Annotated in this window: 17 protein-coding genes; 5 read left to right on the top strand and 12 right to left on the bottom strand. The window is 64.6% G+C overall.

The window, feature by feature from the left end:
• Positions 1-9 precede the first annotated feature (9 nt).
• On the bottom strand, positions 10-438 hold the full coding sequence (locus NG701_RS08910; RefSeq protein ID WP_252566577.1) for a hypothetical protein: 429 nt from the start codon (positions 436-438) through the stop codon (positions 10-12).
• A gap of 39 nt (positions 439-477) precedes the next feature.
• Between NG701_RS08910 and purN the strand changes: the two genes are divergently transcribed.
• A complete protein-coding gene (gene purN, locus NG701_RS08905) occupies positions 478-1,044 on the top strand; it encodes a phosphoribosylglycinamide formyltransferase (RefSeq protein ID WP_252566575.1) in 567 nt (188 codons plus the stop codon).
• A gap of 154 nt (positions 1,045-1,198) precedes the next feature.
• Entirely contained in the window at positions 1,199-2,137 is a 939-nt protein-coding gene (locus NG701_RS08900) for an endonuclease domain-containing protein (RefSeq protein ID WP_252566572.1), read from the top strand.
• Between the two features lie 21 nt (positions 2,138-2,158).
• On the opposite strand, the gene NG701_RS08895 is transcribed toward NG701_RS08900, so the two are convergent.
• Positions 2,159-3,511, bottom strand: a complete 1,353-nt coding sequence (locus tag NG701_RS08895; protein WP_252566569.1) for an MFS transporter — start codon at positions 3,509-3,511, stop codon at positions 2,159-2,161.
• Positions 3,512-3,653: 142 nt separating this feature from the next.
• Between NG701_RS08895 and purH the strand changes: the two genes are divergently transcribed.
• Positions 3,654-5,339, top strand: coding sequence for a bifunctional phosphoribosylaminoimidazolecarboxamide formyltransferase/IMP cyclohydrolase (gene purH / locus NG701_RS08890; protein WP_252566566.1), 1,686 nt, complete (start codon positions 3,654-3,656; stop codon positions 5,337-5,339).
• 259 nt (positions 5,340-5,598) lie between these two features.
• Here the strand turns inward: purH and NG701_RS08885 are convergent, their stop codons facing one another.
• Positions 5,599-6,564: a trypsin-like serine peptidase gene (locus tag NG701_RS08885; protein ID WP_252566564.1), complete on the bottom strand. Its 966-nt coding sequence runs from the start codon at positions 6,562-6,564 to the stop codon at positions 5,599-5,601.
• 243 nt (positions 6,565-6,807) lie between these two features.
• Here NG701_RS08885 and NG701_RS08880 point away from each other — a divergent pair, with 243 nt between their 5' ends.
• Together NG701_RS08880 and NG701_RS08875 are read left to right on the top strand one after the other, a co-directional pair.
• Positions 6,808-7,035, top strand: a complete 228-nt coding sequence (locus NG701_RS08880) for a hypothetical protein (protein ID WP_252566562.1) — start codon at positions 6,808-6,810, stop codon at positions 7,033-7,035.
• 227 nt (positions 7,036-7,262) lie between these two features.
• Positions 7,263-9,482, top strand: coding sequence for an NADP-dependent isocitrate dehydrogenase (locus tag NG701_RS08875; protein WP_252566560.1), 2,220 nt, complete (start codon positions 7,263-7,265; stop codon positions 9,480-9,482).
• A gap of 139 nt (positions 9,483-9,621) precedes the next feature.
• On the opposite strand, the gene NG701_RS08870 is transcribed toward NG701_RS08875, so the two are convergent.
• The 9 genes from NG701_RS08870 to NG701_RS08830 all read right to left on the bottom strand — a co-directional run bounded on the left by NG701_RS08870 (position 9,622) and on the right by NG701_RS08830 (position 18,058).
• Positions 9,622-10,119 (bottom strand): hypothetical protein, encoded by a 498-nt coding sequence (locus NG701_RS08870; RefSeq protein ID WP_252566558.1) that lies wholly within the window; start codon positions 10,117-10,119, stop codon positions 9,622-9,624.
• Entirely contained in the window at positions 10,116-11,330 is a 1,215-nt protein-coding gene (locus NG701_RS08865) for a serine/threonine-protein kinase (RefSeq protein WP_252566556.1), read from the bottom strand. The genes NG701_RS08870 and NG701_RS08865 overlap by 4 nt, the downstream gene beginning before the upstream one ends.
• 267 nt (positions 11,331-11,597) lie before the next feature.
• The gene (locus NG701_RS08860; RefSeq protein WP_252566554.1) at positions 11,598-12,014 is read right to left on the bottom strand and encodes a hypothetical protein; all 417 of its coding nucleotides are present in this window, start codon (positions 12,012-12,014) and stop codon (positions 11,598-11,600) included.
• A gap of 61 nt (positions 12,015-12,075) precedes the next feature.
• Positions 12,076-12,240: a hypothetical protein gene (locus tag NG701_RS08855; protein ID WP_252566551.1), complete on the bottom strand. Its 165-nt coding sequence runs from the start codon at positions 12,238-12,240 to the stop codon at positions 12,076-12,078.
• A gap of 87 nt (positions 12,241-12,327) precedes the next feature.
• Positions 12,328-13,227, bottom strand: a complete 900-nt coding sequence (locus NG701_RS08850) for a hypothetical protein (RefSeq protein WP_252566548.1) — start codon at positions 13,225-13,227, stop codon at positions 12,328-12,330.
• A gap of 224 nt (positions 13,228-13,451) precedes the next feature.
• Complete coding sequence (locus tag NG701_RS08845; protein WP_252566545.1) at positions 13,452-14,522, bottom strand: Gfo/Idh/MocA family protein; 1,071 nt, start codon at positions 14,520-14,522, stop codon at positions 13,452-13,454.
• 34 nt (positions 14,523-14,556) lie between these two features.
• A complete protein-coding gene (locus NG701_RS08840) occupies positions 14,557-15,246 on the bottom strand; it encodes an ABC transporter ATP-binding protein (RefSeq protein ID WP_252566542.1) in 690 nt (229 codons plus the stop codon).
• A gap of 2 nt (positions 15,247-15,248) precedes the next feature.
• Positions 15,249-16,709: an ABC transporter permease gene (locus NG701_RS08835; RefSeq protein ID WP_252566539.1), complete on the bottom strand. Its 1,461-nt coding sequence runs from the start codon at positions 16,707-16,709 to the stop codon at positions 15,249-15,251.
• 248 nt (positions 16,710-16,957) lie between these two features.
• Positions 16,958-18,058, bottom strand: a complete 1,101-nt coding sequence (locus tag NG701_RS08830; RefSeq protein ID WP_252566536.1) for a substrate-binding domain-containing protein — start codon at positions 18,056-18,058, stop codon at positions 16,958-16,960.
• Positions 18,059-18,104 lie beyond the last annotated feature (46 nt).

Below are 18,104 nucleotides of genomic sequence, written 5' to 3'. Positions count from 1 at the left end.
GTGTGGCTGCTACCGGAGACCCGGCAGCGAGCTTTCCAGCTGGACCCGGCAATTGGAGAGCGCCTGGTCGGTAAGGGCCTCGCGTGAGCAGGTCTGGAAGTCCTGGACCTGGCGGAAAAACAGCGCCGTAGCGAGGATGACCAGCAGCATGATCAGCGATACCACCAGCCCCGAAATGGTGCCGAACAGGACCAGCTTGGACTCCTTGAGCCTGGCCGACCTGACCAGCAGGAGGACACCCAGCACAAAGCTCGCCGCGGTCAGGATGCCGGTGAGCCAGAGGTAGCTGACGTCGAGCTGGTAGACGAAGAAAGCGCCCAGCACGGTGACAATGAAGATCCGGAACAGGTTGCGGGTTTTGGTGAGCGAGTCCTTGGCGGCCTCGCTGAGCGGCTGTTTGGTCCGTTGCTGGCCAGCCGGTTCCGGGGTGTTGTTCATGTTTTCCAGCCTACGCGAGCGTGCCCATAAGCTAGACCCATGCGCATCGTAGTCCTCGTTTCCGGTACCGGGTCCAATCTCCAGTCAGTCATCGACGCCGTCAAGGCAGGGGAGCTGGACGTGGAAATCGCCGCGGTAGGTGCCGACCGGGAGGGGACCTACGGCGTCGAACGATCCTCGGAAGCCGGGCTGGAGACGTTTGTGGTCAACTTCAACTCCTTCCCCACCCGCGACGAATGGGATGCAGCACTGACCGCCCGCGTGGCTTCGTACGCTCCGGACGTGGTGGTGTCCTCGGGCTTTATGCGCATCGTCAGCGCCGACTTCATCGCTGCCTTCAACGGCAAGTACCTCAACACCCACCCCGCCCTGCTGCCCGCTTTCCCCGGCGCCCACGGCGTCCGCGATGCCATGGCCTACGGCGTGAAGGTCACCGGCTGCACGGTGCACTGGGCCGACGCCGGGGTGGACACCGGGCCCATCATCGCCCAGGAAGCCGTCACGATTGAACCGGGCGAAACCGAGGAATCGCTGCACGAACGCATCAAGGTGGTGGAGCGCCGCCTCCTGGTCAACACCCTGGCAGCCCTCGCCACCGCTTCCTAACCCCACCCACCCCCCCCAACCCTCTCCCAACTAGGTAGCGCTATCTGTCGTTTTGACCGCCCAAAACGACAGATAGCGCTACTTAGTTTGGCAGGGTGGCAGGAACCTGTGGATAACTCCAGCGGCGTTTTCGCGGGGCTGCCAACATGGGCACATGAAAGTTCCACGTTCTCTGCCGCAGCCGCTGGCTGTGCTGCCGTTCACTTTGAAAGAAGCGGCCGACGCCGGGATCACCGAACGGCAGTTACGTCACCAGGGTCTGGGGCGGCCCACCCGTGGAGTCCGAGTGCCAAGGGCGGACGACGACGCCGGGTACGGCCTGGCGCCCAACATCCGGCCGTACACCCAGGTCACGGAGTTCGCTGCAGCTTCGCACGCCTCTGCGTTCTTGTTGTGGTCCTTCCCGGGGTTCCTGCCGGGGAGCGATGAACCACTGATTCATATCTCGCGCCCGGACACAGTAGCCATCATGCGCCGTCCGGGGGTGAAGGGTCACAGGGGCCAGTTCTTTGCCGACGAAATTGTCACCCACAACGGCCTGGTGATCACGTCCCGGACGCGGACGTGGCTGGATTGCGCCCGGAAGATGAGCATTGACGAGCTGACTGTGGTTGCCGATCACCTGGTGAGGATTCCCAGGCCTGATTTCGAGGGCAGATCCGAGCCCTATGCGACGCCGGCCGGCCTGGCGGAAATGCTCGACCGGCACAAAGGAACGCCCGGCATTCAGAAGGCGCGCCTTGCCCTTGAGCAGGCCCGGATCGGGTCCGACTCCGCCCCGGAAACCAAACTTAGGCTGGCACTGGAGAACCGCGGGCTGCCAGAACCGCGACTGAACGTTCCCGTGGAACTGGGCGTCGGCGTCGTACGTCAACCGGATCTCGCCTATCCGGAACAAAAAGTTGCAGTGGAGTACGACGGCGAAGGCCATTCCGAGACGGCGCAGATCGTCCGCGACATTGCCCGCGAAGAGGACTTTGCCAGGGCGGGGTGGTTGATGGTCCGGATCTCGAGACGGCAGATGGAGAACGAAGCCCGTGCCGCCGTCGCCAAAGTCCGTTCAGCGCTGATGAACCGCGGCTGGTCTACCTAGTTGGGGGGGCGACGCCGGGGGCTACTCGAGGCGGCGCTGCTTGGTTTCGGGGGAGAAGAACGCCATCCACAGGACGGCCACCAGCACCAGCCCACCGGCCAGGGCGAAGGACGTGGCCAGGCCGAGCTCGGGCCAGAAGTAGTTCGCAAATATCAGGGGCCCAAAACCAGCCCCCAGCCGCGAAAATGTTGATGCCCAGCCGAAACCCGTGCCGCGGAGCTCGGTGGGGTACAGCTCAGACACGTACGCGTAGAGCACCGGAATCGCTATCTGCACCACAAACCCGAACACCAGCAGCCAGAATATCGCGGCGGTGGGGATGTCCACCACAATCGCCACGATCACCAGGGTCAGCGCGGACAGCGGGCCCGTGATGGCAAGGATCCATTTGCGGCCCACACGCTCCACCAGCAGCGCGGCCACAACGACACCCAAAAGCCCAACCGCCGCCATGGACGCCGTGGTCACAAACGCCTTGTACTCGGCGAAACCAGCGCCGATCAGGATCCGTGGCATCCATGTCAAGGACAGGTAGTAGACCAGCAGGATGCTGAAGAACAGGGCCCAGGCCGTGGCCGTGATCTTCCAGTTGAACTGCCACACCAGCCGCAGCTGATGCCAGGCGCTGCCGGCGGAGAGCCGCGGAACTTCCTGCGCATCGGGCAGGCTGTAGGCGCGGGGTTCGGCGCCGGTTGCTGCCACGAGGTCGTCGATGACCTTGGCAGCTTCCTCGCGGCGGCCCTTGCGGATGAGGAACAGCGGAGACTCCGGAACGCTGCGCCGGACCCAGAACACCAGGAGCGCAGGCAGCACCATCACCAGCATGGTCAGCCGCCAGTCGCCGAACACGGCCACGAGGCCTGCGGACACAAAACCGGCAAGGGCCGCGCCCACCGGCCACCAGCCGTCCATCGCGGTGAGGACCTTCCCGCGCTGCTTGCGTGGTGTGAACTCACCCACGAGCGCGTAGTCCACCGGTATGCAGCCGCCCAGACCGAAGCCGGCCATAAACCGGAACACGCAGAACCAGATGAAATCGGGGGAGAAGGCGCCCAGGACCGTGAACAGCGAGAAGATCAGCAGCGTGGCCGTAAATGCCTTCTTCCGCCCGATCGTGTCCGCGATGGTGCCCCACACAAACGCGCCCAGGGCCATGCCGATCAGGTTCGAAGTACCCACCCAGGCCACTTCGCCGGGAGCCAGGGCCCAGTGCGTCGAGAGCAGCGGGATGAGGATGCCGTTAAGCGTCACGTCCCAGGCATCGAACATAAAGCCGAGGCCGCCGATCACGAAGATCCGCCCCTGGACTTTCCAACGCCAGGGCAGTTCCTGGACCACCTGTTCGCCGCTGGGCACAGTGGTGTAAGTATTCATCGCAGCCTCCTGTGAAAACTCTAACCGTGCCCACTGACGTTCACACTGCCGCCGGCAAGCGGGGCAAACCGCACAACACGATAAACTGGGCCCATCCCCACCAACCGCGGCACTGTTCCGCGAGATCAGACGGAGACTTTTTGTGAGCGCCACGCAGCCTGACCGTGTATCCATCGACCGTGTTCCCATCCGCCGGGCGCTGATCTCGGTTTACGACAAGACCGGGCTGGAGGATCTCGCCAAGGGCCTGCACGCAGCCGGCGTGAAGATCGTCTCCACCGGTTCCACGGCCAAGAAGATCGCCGCGGCCGGTATCCCGGTCCAGGAAGTCGAAGAAGTCACCGGGTCTCCGGAAATGCTGGACGGCCGCGTCAAGACGCTGCACCCGCGCGTTCACGGCGGCATCCTGGCGGACCGCCGCGTCCCCGCGCACATGGAAACCCTCGCCGGCATGGAGATTGAAACCTTCGACCTGGTGGTGGTGAACCTCTACCCGTTCGTTGAGACGGTGAAGTCCGGCGCCGCGCAGGACGATGTCGTTGAGCAGATCGACATCGGCGGCCCCGCCATGGTGCGTTCGGCAGCGAAGAACCACGCCGCCGTCGCCATTGTTGTTGACCCCACGTTCTACGGCTCCGTGGTCACCGCCGCCGCTGAGGGCGGCTTTGACCTGAAGACCCGACGGCGGCTGGCCGCCAAGGCGTTCGCCCACACCGCGTCCTACGACAACGCCGTGGCCACCTGGACTGCCAGCCAGTTCCTGGATGAAGACGGCGACGGCATTATCGACTGGCCTGCCTACGCCGGCCTGTCGCTGGAGCGCTCCGAGGTTCTCCGCTACGGCGAAAACCCGCACCAGCAGGCCGCCCTCTACGTGGACAAAGCAGCCCCGGCCGGCATCGCGCAGGCCGACCAGCTGCACGGCAAGGCCATGAGCTACAACAACTTCGTCGACGCCGACGCCGCCCTCCGCGCCGCGTTCGACTTCGCCGAGCCCGCCGTCGCCATCATCAAGCACGCCAACCCGTGCGGCGTCGCCGTTGGTTCCGCCGATGCTGCAGACCCGATCGCCGACGCCCATGCCAAGGCCCACGCCTGCGACCCCGTTTCGGCCTTCGGCGGCGTCATCGCTGCCAACCGCACGGTCACCGCGGCCATGGCCGAGACCGTCGCCGGCATCTTCACCGAGGTTGTCATCGCGCCGGACTTCGAGCCGGAAGCCGTGGAGATCCTGGCCAAGAAGAAGAACATCCGCCTGCTCGCACTGCCCGAAGGCTACGACCGCTACCCGGCAGAAATGCGCCAGGTTTCAGGCGGTGTGCTGGTCCAGATGAGCGACAAGGTGGACGCCGACGGCGACAACCCCGCCAACTGGACCCTCGCCGCCGGCGAAGCCGCTGACGAAAAGACCCTCGCGGACCTCGCCTTCGCCTGGACCGCGTGCCGCGCGGCCAAGTCCAACGCCATCCTGCTGGCCGACAACGGCGCTGCCGTGGGCATCGGCATGGGCCAGGTCAACCGCCTGGACTCCTGCAAACTCGCCGTCGAGCGGGCCAACACGCTGGGCGTTTCTGTGGAGTCCGACGTCGACGGCGCCGGCGGTGCGTCCAATACCAGCGCGAGTGGCGCTCCGCAGCGCGCCAGCGGCGCCGTCGCAGCCTCCGACGCGTTCTTCCCGTTCGCTGACGGCCTGCAGATCCTGATCGACGCCGGCGTCCGCGCCGTGGTCCAGCCCGGCGGTTCCGTCCGGGACGAGGAAGTCGTCGCCGCGGCCAACGCGGCCGGCATCACCATGTACTTCACGGGTGCCCGCCACTTCTTCCACTAAGCGGTTAAACGTCGACGGCGCCTGTCCCCGCTGAGGGGACAGGCGCCGTCGGGCCTTAACGGGCAGCTAGGAAGGACGTGGTGCCGGGTCCGCGCCCCGCTGCATGAGGCGCGGACCCCCTTCCGGAAGCCGAAGCTCCCGGGGCTTTGCATCGGCCATTCGCTGTTTGGTCCAGTACTCGAGGATCTCCCCGTGGGTCTGGGCCGATTTGCTGTGGCTGACGGATCCGTTCCGGGATGCCTCGTCAGGCGAGGTTTTCCTAGGCTGCTGCTGCAAAGTTGTACGTTTCCCAGATGACAGTGCCCCAGTACGGTCCGTACATCACGGACGACCCGTTGTAGCCGTAGCTGTTGATCGAGTTCTGCAAGCCATCGGAGCCCGTGCCGATGAACCACGGGCCGCCGGATGAACCGCCGGTCATGTCGCAGGGGATGCCTTGGGTATTGAACTGCGGGTTGTTGGTGTCATTGGTGGCCGTGCCGGTGCAGCTCCAGAGGGAGGCGCCGTTAAAGGGCGATGCCTGGGGGTATCCGTAGGACTGGTAGGTCAGGCCGCGCGGCTGGTTGAAGGCAACACCGGAACCCCCCACGACGTCCGTCAGGAGCTGCCCGCCGAGCGGATTCATGACCGCGAAGCCAGTGTCGTACGTCATGTCCCCGTTGGCGGTCCACTGGGTGGGGGCGTACAAGGCCTTGGCCGTCCACCTGCCGTATGGAGCGTTGCCGTTGTCGTAGGCCGGGACGAACGCGAAGTTGGTGACGAACGCGCCGGGCCCTTCGTTGATGCAGTGTCCAGCAGTGGCCACCGTACTCTTGTTGGCAGTGGAGACGGCGTTGCCTGAACAGACGTAGTTAGTGCCGCCCAAGGTGAAGAAGACCTTGCCGATGTGGCCCACCGGGGTCTCAAGCTTGGCGATGGTCGGCTTGGCCTTGGTGCCTCTGACCTTGGTGGAGGCTCCCTTTTCCACCGAAATGGCGTTGGAGGTGTTGCCTCGTTCCACTGCCTTGTCGGCGAGGACGTCGCCGGGAATGGCGGCGCGCATCCTGTCTGCAGTCCAGTAGTCGGCAACCCCGGTGCTGTCCACCGCAGCGCTGGTAACGGATGGTGCCGACTTGTCGTCCGACGCCGGGGCAGCGGCTGTTGCGCCAGCGGCGCCAACCAGCGCCAATATGGCAGCTGCAGAAAGGCTCATGAGGCTGGCCGCCAGAGACCTGGTACGCGTCATTGTTGTCCTGTCTTGTACTTGTGAAGGCGTTCCCAGCAGAGCCCACCGCGTGACCCATGTAACTTATCGAGACATGACAAATTTGTAAATAGTAGTGACGCCTCGAGTATGCTCCGCAAACACGGCCCGGATCGGCTGGTACCGGTGCGCCGCTCTGGTCAAAACGCTTTTCGAAGGGTACTTTTTCTATACAGTGGCACGTCCGATCTGGGCTCCGGACTCTATGCGAATTGGGGCCCCATCGTGATTGCTTTCTGGAAGTCCGCCAAGAAGTCGGCCGTGCATGGCCGGCATTTTGCAGCCGAAGGGAGCGTCCAGGGCGCTTCCCCGGATGTTGAGGCCTACGCAGCAGCCGTGCAATTGCGGGACGTCGATCCCGTCCATTCGTTCACCGCGACGGAGGAACTGCGCCGGCAGGACCCCAAGTACGTGCAGCTCTGGCCCAGTGACATACCCCACAAGCGGCGCTGACCGGATCCTCACCTGCGCCGGTGGCTCCCGGAGGTAAAGCGCGACGGCGGCTGGCGGCCCGGGGTGCGCACCGCCGTCGGGCGTTCTCCCATGTCCCAGTCCGCTGTAATGCAGGGCCGTCCGGTCGCCCCGGTACGGTTCAAAGCCGTGTCCTCAGGTAAGTTAGGGGTGGTGAAATAGAACAAAATTTCCAAAAAATCAGCCGACCTCCAGGGAGACGCCCGCGCATGTCCAAGATTATCTATACCCACACCGACGAAGCGCCGATGCTGGCTACTTATTCGTTCTTGCCGATCATCGAGGCGTTTGCTTCGACCGCAGGTGTGGAGGTGGAGACCCGTGACATTTCGCTCGCAGGCCGCATCATCTCCGTGTTCGGTGACTACCTCACCCCGGAACAGCAGATCGGCGACGCCCTTGCTGAACTGGGTAAGCTGGCAAAGACGCCGGACGCCAACATCATCAAACTGCCCAACATCAGCGCTTCCATCCCGCAGCTGAAGGCCGCCGTCGCCGAGCTCCAGGGCCAGGGCTACAACCTGCCGGATTACCCGGACAACCCCTCCTCGGACGAGGAAACGGCCGTCCGCTCCCGCTACGACAAGATCAAGGGCTCCGCTGTGAACCCGGTCCTGCGCGAGGGAAACTCGGACCGCCGTGCACCGCTGTCCGTCAAGAACTACGCCCGCCAGAACCCGCACTCCATGGGTGCCTGGTCCGCGGATTCCAAGACCAACGTTGCCACCATGTCGTCTGATGACTTCCGCGCGAACGAGAAGTCCGTGGTCATCGGGTCCGACGGCACCATCGCCCTCCAGCTGGTCCGCGAAGACGGCTCGGTCAAGGTCCTGAAGAAGGCCTTTCCCGTGCTGGCCGGCGAGGTCATCGACGGCACTGTCATGCGCGCCGCAGCGCTGGACGAGTTCCTGGCGGCCCAAGTAGTTCGCGCCAAGGAGGAGGGCGTCCTGTTCTCCGCGCACCTGAAGGCCACCATGATGAAGGTCTCGGACCCCATCATCTTCGGCCACGTGGTGAAGGCCTACTTCTCCGAACTGTTCGAGACGTACGGCAAGCAGCTCACCGCCGCCGGACTGAGTCCCAACAACGGCCTGGCCGCCATCCTGAGCGGTCTCGAAGAGCTGCCGGAGGACGTCCGTGAAGGCGTGAAGGCGCTCATCCAGAAGGGCCTCGACGACGGCCCGGCCCTGGCCATGGTGGACTCCGACAAGGGCATCACCAGCCTCAACGTGCCCTCCGACATCATCGTGGACGCTTCCATGCCCGCCATGATCCGCTCCTCCGGCCACATGTGGGGCCCGGACGGCCAGGAAGCCGACACCCTGGCGGTCCTCCCGGACAGCTCCTACGCCGGCATCTACCAGGTTGTCCTGGACGACTGCCGCGCCCACGGCGCCTTCGACCCCACCACCATGGGGACCGTCCCGAATGTTGGCCTCATGGCCCAGGCCGCTGAGGAATACGGCAGCCACGACAAGACGTTCGAGATCCAGGAAGCCGGCACCGTGCAGATCGTCGACGGCACCGGCGCTGTGCTGATCGAACACGAGGTTGCCCCGGGTGACATCTGGCGCGCCTGCCAGACCAAGGATGCCCCCATCCGCGACTGGGTCAAGCTGGCCGTAACCCGCGCCCGCGCCTCCAAGACGCCCGCAGTGTTCTGGTTGGACGAGACCCGCGCGCACGACACCAACCTCATCGCCAAGGTCAACGAATACCTCAAGGACCACGACACCGAGGGCCTGCAGATCGAAATCATGTCCCCGGTGAAGGCAACTGCCTTCACCCTGGAGCGCATCCGCAAGGGCGAGGACACCATCTCCGTCTCCGGAAACGTGCTCCGCGACTACCTCACGGACCTGTTCCCCATCCTGGAACTGGGCACCAGCGCCAAGATGCTGTCGGTTGTTCCGCTGATGAACGGTGGCGGCCTCTTCGAGACCGGCGCCGGCGGATCTGCTCCCAAGCACGTCCAGCAGCTGCTCAAGGAAAACCACCTGCGCTGGGACAGCCTGGGTGAATTCCTGGCTCTGGCCGTCAGCTTCGAGCACCTGGCCACCACCTCGAACAACGCCCGCGCGCAGGTCCTGGCAGACACCCTGGACAAGGCGACGGGAACCTTCCTGCTGGAAAACAAGTCGCCGAGCCGCCGCGCCGGCGAGCTGGACAACCGAGGCAGCCACTACTTCCTCGCCCGCTACTGGGCTGAGGAACTGGCCAAGCAGACCGAGGACGCGGAGCTGGCGGCATCGTTCGCGGCTGTGGCCAAGGAGCTTTCCTCCAACGAGGACACCATCGTCGGCGAACTTGCCGCGGTCCAGGGCTCAGCGGTGGACGTCGGCGGTTACTACCGGCCGGACGAGGCCAAGGCCTCGGCCGTGATGCGTCCGTCCGCCACGCTGAACAGGGTCATTGCGACCCTGAACTAAGCGGCACCAAACCTTAGAAGGCGGCGCCCCCGGGAAACCGGGGCGCCGCCTTTTTCGTCTAGTCGACTTCGTCTAGTCGACGGGACCGGATGAAGCGCGGGTGAGTTAATACGTGATGTGCCGTCCGTCTGCCCGTCAGTCAGTCGTCCTTGCCTTTGCCTCTATTTCCCTTGTCGTCTGTGGGCGCGGGAGCTACCGGCGCGGTGGCTGCTTTTTGGGCCGCATCCGCAGCGGCGTCCGACTCTGCCTGCTTTTGCGCAGCGGCCGCGTCCTCCGCAGCTTTCGCTGCTGCGGCGTCGGCTACGGCCTTGGCCGCCGTCAGGTCGGCGCGGACGGCAGTGGCGGCCGTCGTGATGCTGCGCCGGCGTTCCTCGGAAACCTGCCCGGTCCCCGCAGCGGAGGCAAGATCGGCCTCGAGCCTATCCAAGGCTGCCAGTCCTCCAGCGGGGTCATTATTGGCTGCGGCCTGGCTGACGCCGAGGACTCGTTCCTGGAGTTGGCGGGCGGCATCACGTTGAAGGCCGGTCTCAGCCGGACCGCACGCTGCCAGTGAACCGGCGAGCAGAAATGCTGCTGCTGCTGCTGTCAGGCGTTTGGCAGTGGCCGAACGCCCGCGGTGCTTCGGTGCAGGGCTCATGGTTCCACGCTCTCCTGAAGTTCCTTGAGGTGGTCGCCCAAGGTGCCGGTGACGGCGGGGTAAGGAACGACGTCGGGCGTTGGCTGAGGTGCCAGGCTGAAGGTCAGCGTCGCTGCGGCTGCTCCAGCGGCGAGCACGCCCAATGCGATGACCGTCCAGAGCCGCCTTCCGGTGTGGCGGAGACGAGACAAGTCCGGGACCCAGCCGCGCGCGTCGGAACCGCGGGTGACATCCGCTTGTTTCTTGCTGGCCCGGACTAGGGGCAGGTCTGATTCAGCGGTGATGGCGATGGACGGCGGCCTGAACGGCATGGCCGGGAGTACGCGGGTTGTCGCCGGTTCGAGCTCGCCCGGGGCGGACACGGGTGACACCAGGGCCTGACGCAGAACGGATTCAACATCGGACGCGACGGGACGTTCCAGCGGTTCGATGGCAGTCATGGAACGGATCAGATCAGCCCACTCCGCCGGAAGGTCAGCGGGGATCTCGGGTGCCCGGTGCAACCTGGCCACCGCGGATTCAACGGCGCTGCCCGGGAACTCAACGGTTTGCTTGACGCATTCCAGCAGTACCAGACCCAGTGAGTAGATATCAGTGGCGGGCGACAGGGGAGAACCCATGGCTTGCTCCGGACTGAGATATGCGGCCGTCCCCACCATGGTTCCCGTGGCGGTCAGCCGGGCTGAATCCGCCATCCTGGCGATGCCGAAATCCGTGAGTTTGGGTCGTAAAGGTTCGCCCGGACGGATCTGTACGAGCAGGATGTTCCCGGGCTTGATGTCGCGGTGGATGATGCCCAGGCTGTGCACGTAGGCCAGCGCGTCAGCTACGCCTGCCCCGATGACTGCAAGCTCGTCCAAGGGAACTGCACTGTGCCTGATCCGGCTGCGGAGGTCCTGGCCCTCCACGAGTTCCATTGTCAGGAACGGCCGAGGTTCGTCCAGGACACGGGTATCGATGCCTGCATCGAACAGCGTGACCAGGCTGGGATGGTTGAGCGTTGCCAGCAGCTGGATTTCGGCTTCCTGGCGCCTGAGCTCATTGGCATCCGGTGCCTGTGGGGCAAAGAGCTTCAGGGCGACATCCCTGCCCAGGTTTTCGTCCCGGGCGCGGTAGACGGATGACATGCCGCCGCGGCCGATTATGTCCGCCAGCCGATAGCGTCCGCCGAGCACTTCATTCTTAGTGGAGCTAGGCGAATTCGCCACCATGACCCGTTCCTCCCGGTGCGCTGCGGCACTATTCTTGCTCAATAATACCGGCCGGTAGGGCATCCTTTAAGCCGTCTGCCGGCACGCCGACGGCCCGGCTAAGAAGTGATTGGGACTTTCTCAGCCGGACCTCCGGTCACAGGGACAAGTGCTGGTAGTTGAGCTCTCTGGTGGCCACCTCCTATCGGAACAGTTGGCTAGGCCGCGAACGGCGGAGCCGGTGCGTTGACGGTCTTAGCCGTCGCAGTCCGCTGAGTGCGGGGTCCGCTAGGCCTTCCGGCGCGGCTTGAGCATCAGCAGTCCGGCAAGCAGCAGGATGAGGGCGAGAGGGATCAGTGAAGCATCCATGCCCGTCTTGGCCAGGGTGGCGGTGCCGCCCTGGCCTGAGGTGTTGCCCATGGTGGTTGCTGCGGAAGATACCGAACCGGTGCTGGTGCCGGCGGGAACAACAGTGATACCGGTCGTGCCACCTCCCGTGGTGCCGGTAGTTCCGGTTCCTGGGTCCGTGGTGCCGGTAGTTCCGGTTCCTGGGTCCGTGGTGTCCGTACCGGGGGTTTCAGTACCCGGGGTTCCACAGCCATCGGTGCCGCCGCCGATGATGACGCATGCATCAATATCAACATTCGCGTCATCAAGGTTGCCGGACGTGTCCAGGCCCAGATCGATATCAACAACGGCAGCCAAGCCGCCGTCGGTACTGCCGAGGATGCCGGCACCGAGGCGAGATTGATGTCCGCTGCTGCGGCTACGTCGGCGGTGGTGTTGCCGATCCCGCTGCTGAGACCAGGGCGGATGCGGAAAGGTCCTGTCCGCTGGTTGTGTCCGCGGCGCTTGCTGCGGTGGCGCCGAAGGCCAGTAGCCCGCCGGCAAAGAGGGTGCTGAGCAGCCCCCTGCGAAGGTTGCAATTCATGATGATGTCTCCTGAGAAGTTGATGTGGGGCGCTGTTCAGCGCCTGGAGGCCGTGTCCTGCCCATGAAAAAGGGCAGCAGGGCTCAACTAGTCAGGTGAGGAACCGGGGTCGAATGACACCGGTGAAGGGGCGTACTCCGATGATCCGCTGATGGGGAAGGCTTCCGAAAGCGGCAGGTTGAAAGCGAACTCGTCCAGCCAGACAGCAGAGCCTGAGGCGCCGGAGGGCGATGCGCCGCTCCCGGCCCCGGAAGCAGGTCCAGCTGGGGGCGTGGAAGGATCGGCGGTCCAGGGGCTTTCTGCCGGGACTGCGTGCATTTCTGTGCCGGCCGGAACCGGCAGTGACGACATTCCCGTAGCGGACAGCAGGTTCGCGGAAGTGCCGGGGGAGTTTGGGGTGGTATCAGCTGTGATGTGCCCTGAAGCAGCGTGGGCGTCAGTGCCGGTCGGGATATCCCCGGCAACGGCAATCTCTTCAAGCGGCAGCAGCTCGGGCAGCTTGACCGGTGCGGACGGAACGGTCGCATCTACCAGATCCACTACGGGCTTCAGGACAGGCTCAAGAACCGGTGCGGCATCGGTGAGCGGAGGGGCGACTGTCTCAATCAGGTCATTTGCAGCGGTATCCACCACTGCGGCAATCGGGACAGCCACGGCCGTGACGGTCCCCGCCGGAACCACGCTCTTCACCGCAGGGACGGCGGTGATCAGTTGATCAGCCGTGCCCGCCACACTGCCTACTACTGGCTGCAGGAGTCCGGTGGGTGCAGGAGCCGGTGACGCGGCCTCAAGAATGGGCGAGACAGCGCCGGGCAACGGTGCAGTCAGGGACGAAGCCGATGAACTGAGGCTGCCCAGAAGGGATCCTGAATCTCGTGACGAGTCTGCCGTCGCGGCTGAAGCGGAGAGTGTCAGCCAAGTGGCGGTCACCGCACCTGCGAGGAGGAGCGGCCGGAGCGCACGCCACGGCGAGCTAACTTTAGCCATGCGTACCACCCCCGGTACCGTTGAGACCTAACGATTTCAACAGCGTAAGACTCTCGCGTGCAGGAAGTCTAGGGAAACGGATAATAAATCCAGCAAGCTTACTAATTTGTCACTCAGTCATCGATATCCGAAACGAGATCGATATCCGAAACGAGAGTGTCAAACCTATTTACAAGAAAGTCATAGACCCGAACGGAGAGATTTTGCCCTTCAGTGGGAATCATTCAGTGGGCATCGTTCGGGTAGCTGACGCCCAGTTGCCCGCGCACTCCGTCAAAGAGCCGCATCGTTTTGATGGAATCCTCCAGCGGCATGACGGGGCTCTCGGTCAGACCCTGTTGGATGCAGCGGGTCACCTCGCGCAGTTCGTAGGTGTAGCCGATGCCGACGACGTCGAACGCCTCCTTGCGCAGCCCTTCCCGTCCGACGCCGATCACCAACTCCCGCGGATTGTTGATGGAACCGACACTCTGGAGGTAGCCCAGACTGCCGGCCACGGTGGCAGTCCGCGGACCGTACGCCAGGAGCGAGGACGTCAGCTGGGCCTGGGCACCATGGTTGTAGCCGAGCGTCAGCGCATTCTGGGCGTCCACGCCGTCGTCATTAATGAAGCCGGTGGCACTGACGGTCTGCGGGAACCCCAGCGTTCCTACTGCCCACAGCAAGGGGTAGACCGAGATGTCCAGGAGGGCGCCGCCACCGGCCTGCCTGGCCCACAGCCTGGACGTCGGGGAATACGGCGCGGGAAAACCAAGGTCAGCGGTCACCCAATGCACGTCCCCGAGCTCCCCGGACGCGGCAATCTCGAACGCCCGCTGCATGCCCGGGAGGAAGCGGGACCACACTGCCTCCATGAGGAAGAGCTTCCGCTCCCGGGCAAGCGCGACGAGCTCGCTCGCTTCCCTGCCGTTGATGGTGAACGCCTTTTCGCACAGGACGTGCTTGCCCGCATTGAGCGCAGCGAGCACAAACTGGTGGTGCTGGGCGTGCGGCGTGGCGACGTAGACAACGTCCACCGAGTCATCGGCGAGCAGCCGCTGGTAGCCGGGCACGCCGTCGTCGTCCCCGTACGCCTTGGCGAAACCGTAGTCCGCCGCGAAACTCTCCGCAGTGCCCTGTGAGCGGGAACTGACGGCATAGAGCTCGGCGTCTGGGAGCAGTGCCAGGTCCTGCGATACTGACCGCGCGATCCCGCCGGTGGCTATGACGCCCCACCGCAGGCGTCTTCCAGTGGCAGACCGGGGATCCGGATCGGACTGGCTGGACAGCCACGGTGTGGCAATGGGCGCACTCATAGTGCCCATCCTCTCATTCAGACCAGTCCGGGCGTCAGACCAAGGCGCGCGCCGGTTCTTCCGTCAGCCTGCCCTGCTGGAGCCTGAAGCGGCGGTCCGTCTTGTTGGCCAACGCCTTGTCGTGCGTGACCACAAGGATGGTGGTGTTGTGGTCACGCCTGAGCGAGCTGAGCAGTTCGATGATGTGGTCACCGGTCTGCTCGTCCAGGTTGCCGGTGGGCTCGTCAGCGAGGATCAGCTTGGGTTCGTTGGCCAGCGCCCGGGCAATCGCCACGCGCTGCTGCTCGCCGCCGGACAGCCGGTTGATGCGGCGCACCTGCTTCTCCGGGTCCAGCTGCACCTGCTCCAGAAGGTCCGTTGCCCTCTGCCGACGCTCTGTCCTGCGCACGCCCGCGAACTCCATGGGCAGGATGACGTTGTCCATCGCCGAAAGATTCGGGATCAGGTTGAACTGCTGGAAAACGAACCCGATATCCCGGCGCCGGTACTCGGTCAGCTTGCCGTCCGGCATCCCGGCCAGGCTCACGCCGTTGACGACGACGTCTCCGCTGGTCGGTTTGTCCAACGCACCCAGGAGGGACAAGAGTGTGCTCTTGCCGCTGCCGCTCTTGCCGACGATGGACGCCAGCGTGCCCTGCTCCAGAACAAAACTGACGTCGTTGACCGGCTTGATGGTGCGGTCGCCGGAGTTGAAAGTGCGGACCAGGTTCTTGACTTCAATCATGGCTATTCTCCTCGCAGGACTTCGATGGGACGGATGCGTGCCGTGAGCAGTGCAGGGACCAGCGCGCCGATGATAGCCACGCCGAACACCGCTGCGATGCCGGCGGCGATGACCCCGGGGGAGGCGCTGGCGGTGACCGATGTCAGCAGTTGGGAAGCGCCGCCAAGGGGTCCTCCCTGGCCGCCTGGGAAGCCAGCCCCGCCGCCCGGCATTCCGGCGCCGCCTGCAGCGCCGGCCATGGCGGCCCCGCGACCGGTGGTGGTGGCCGCCGTCGTGGTGGTGTTGGTGCTGATCAGCGCGGAAGCGATGCCGCCGCTGGCAAACGAGGCGACGGCGGCGCCCACCGCGCTGCCCATGGCCACGAGGACCAGCGCCTCCAGCACGAACTGCAGGCCGATGGTGCGGTTGGGTGCTCCGATCGCCTTCAGGACACCGATTTCCCGGCGGCGTTCGCGGACCAGCATGACCATGATCAGCAGGATGATCAGCCCGGCGGTGCCCAAGGCTGCTACGAAGGCGATGAACGAGATGTTCTTGACGCTGCCGAGCGAGCTGACGGCGGACTCCAAGTTCTGGCCCTGCGTGACGTCGGCCTTGTCGGTGCCGAGGGCGGACTCAAGCGCGGCCTTGGCGGTTTCGAGATTTTCCATGCTGTCCACGGTGACGATCATCGATGACAGCTCACCGGGCAGTTCCGCGATGGTCTGGGCCGTGGGGAGGGTCAGGTACAGGGCGTTGTTGCCGAACGTGGTGCCTGAATCGAAGAGGCCAGCCACAGAGAACGTCTCGTCGTTGATGGTGAAGGTGGAACCGATGGCCAGGTTGTTCTTCTCGGCCAGAGTGGTTCCCAGGAGGGCATTGGCGGACTCAGCCGTGTAGTCGCCCAGGCCAGTGCCTTCGGTGATGGCAAGGGCCTTGCCGGTGGTGTCCACTTCGCCGCCGATTCCGGTTGCAGTGATCGGGAGGGAGCGAACCGGCTGCGCGGTGGTGGTTCCGGTGGTGCCGTTTGCGGCCTGGTTCCGTCCACCTAGGGTGCCAGCGTCGATGGCTGCGGTAAGGCTCGTGGTCAACGTGGTGGCGTTCTGTCCGGCGGGACCGCCCTGGCCGCCGCCGGGGCCGGCTTGGGTGCCGGCCGCCGTCTGCACTGCCGCTTCGGCGGCGTTCCGCAGCCGGAGTGAGCTGGTGCCGACGACGGAGGTTACGTTGGAGACGGCCGCTGCGGTGGCGGCCTGCTCGGCAGTCAGCGGTTCGCCGCCGCCTTCGAAGCCCTGGCCGCCGGCCGGGTTGACGGTCAGGACGGTCCCGACGGATGCGTTCAGCTCCTGGACTTTGGCTCCGACGGCCTGATTGGCCACCAGCATGGCCAGTGCAAGTCCGATCGCGACGGCCAGGACTGCCACCACAGCAGCTGTTCGGACCTTGTTTCTGAAGGCATTGCCAACACTCCGGGCAAGGACGCTCACTGTACTCCTAGGATCTGGGGCCGGCGGAAGGCCGGCATCTGCTCCTACCCTCGCGTCGGGGGCTGTGCGGGAAGACGGCCGAAGCTGTGTTTGGGCTGTGAAACGCAGAGGGCAGTGAGAGAGCGTTGGTGAAAAGCGTGCATTAAGTGCGAGAGCGTTGGGACACGGAATGCCCCGGCTCCCTGTGGGGAGCCGGGGCATTCCGTGTAAACCGGTGGTGACCGGCGGACCGCGTTAGTTACACCGCGTTACTTGGTCAGCGGGCCCAGTACCGGATCGTCCGCGTAGGCCGTCTTAACGTTGGCGGCGGTCACGATGACCGGCGGCAGCAGGAAGGCGGGTACGGTCTTCACCGTGTTGTTGTAGGACTTGTCGTCGTTGATCTCAGGCGTCTTGCCTGCCTGGAGATCCTTGACCATCACGATCGCGTGCTCAACGAGCTTGCGGGTGTCCTTGTTGATGGTGGAGTACTGCTCGCCGGCAAGGATGGACTTGACCGACTGTTCCTCGGAGTCCTGGCCGGTGATGACCGGAAGCGGCTTGCCGGCCGCCTTGACGGAGGTGATGACTGCACGGGCGAGGGTGTCGTTCGGTGACAGGACACCGTCCAGCGACGCCGTGCCGTAGGAGCCGGTCAGGAGGGTATCCATCCGGCGCTGGGCGTTCTCAGCCTTCCAGTCCTGGGTGACGGCCTTTTCGAACGTCGTCTGGCCGGAGACCACCTTCAGCGTGCCGTCGTCGATCTTGGGCTTGAGGACCTTCATGGCGCCGTCGAAGAAGACCTTCGCGTTGGCATCGTCCGGTGAACCTGCCAGCAGTTCGATGTTGTACGGGCCGGAGGGCTTCTTGGCCTTCATGCCGTCCAGGAGGGCCTGGCCCTGGAGCTCGCCCACCTTGAAGTTATCGTAAGCCACGTAGTAGTCCACGTTTGCGGTGTTCAGCAGGAGGCGGTCGTAGGCGATGATGGTGGCGCCTGCGTCCTTGGCCTGCTGGAGCTGGGTCCCCAGCTGGGAGCCGTCGAGGGCACCCACAATGATCACCTTGGCACCCTTGGCGATCATGGCGCTGATCTGGTTCTGCTGCTCAGCCACGCCGTTGTTGGCGAACTGGACAGTCGGCTTGAAACCGGCGCTGCTAAGTCCGTCGTTGAACAGCTTCTCTGCCAGAACCCAGTTTTCGCTGGTCTTCTTGGGAAGCGCGACGCCGATGGCGGAGTCCTGTGCGAAGCCGCTGGCTCCACCGGTAGTGCCGCTGGAGGTGCCGGGTTCGGCCCGTCCGCAGGCCGTCAGCGCCAGTGCCGCGATCGCAGCTATTGCTGCTGCCTTTCCTGCTTTACCAATCATTCGCATTTCTTGATCCACTTTCTTTTTTGGGGTGTTGGTTCCGGAACCTGAA

Origin of the sequence: Pseudarthrobacter cellobiosi (assembly GCF_023913815.1) — a bacterium.
In the GTDB taxonomy this organism is placed as follows: Bacteria; Actinomycetota; Actinomycetes; order Actinomycetales; family Micrococcaceae; genus Arthrobacter; species Arthrobacter cellobiosi.
This window is presented reverse-complemented; position numbering and strand designations above follow the sequence as displayed.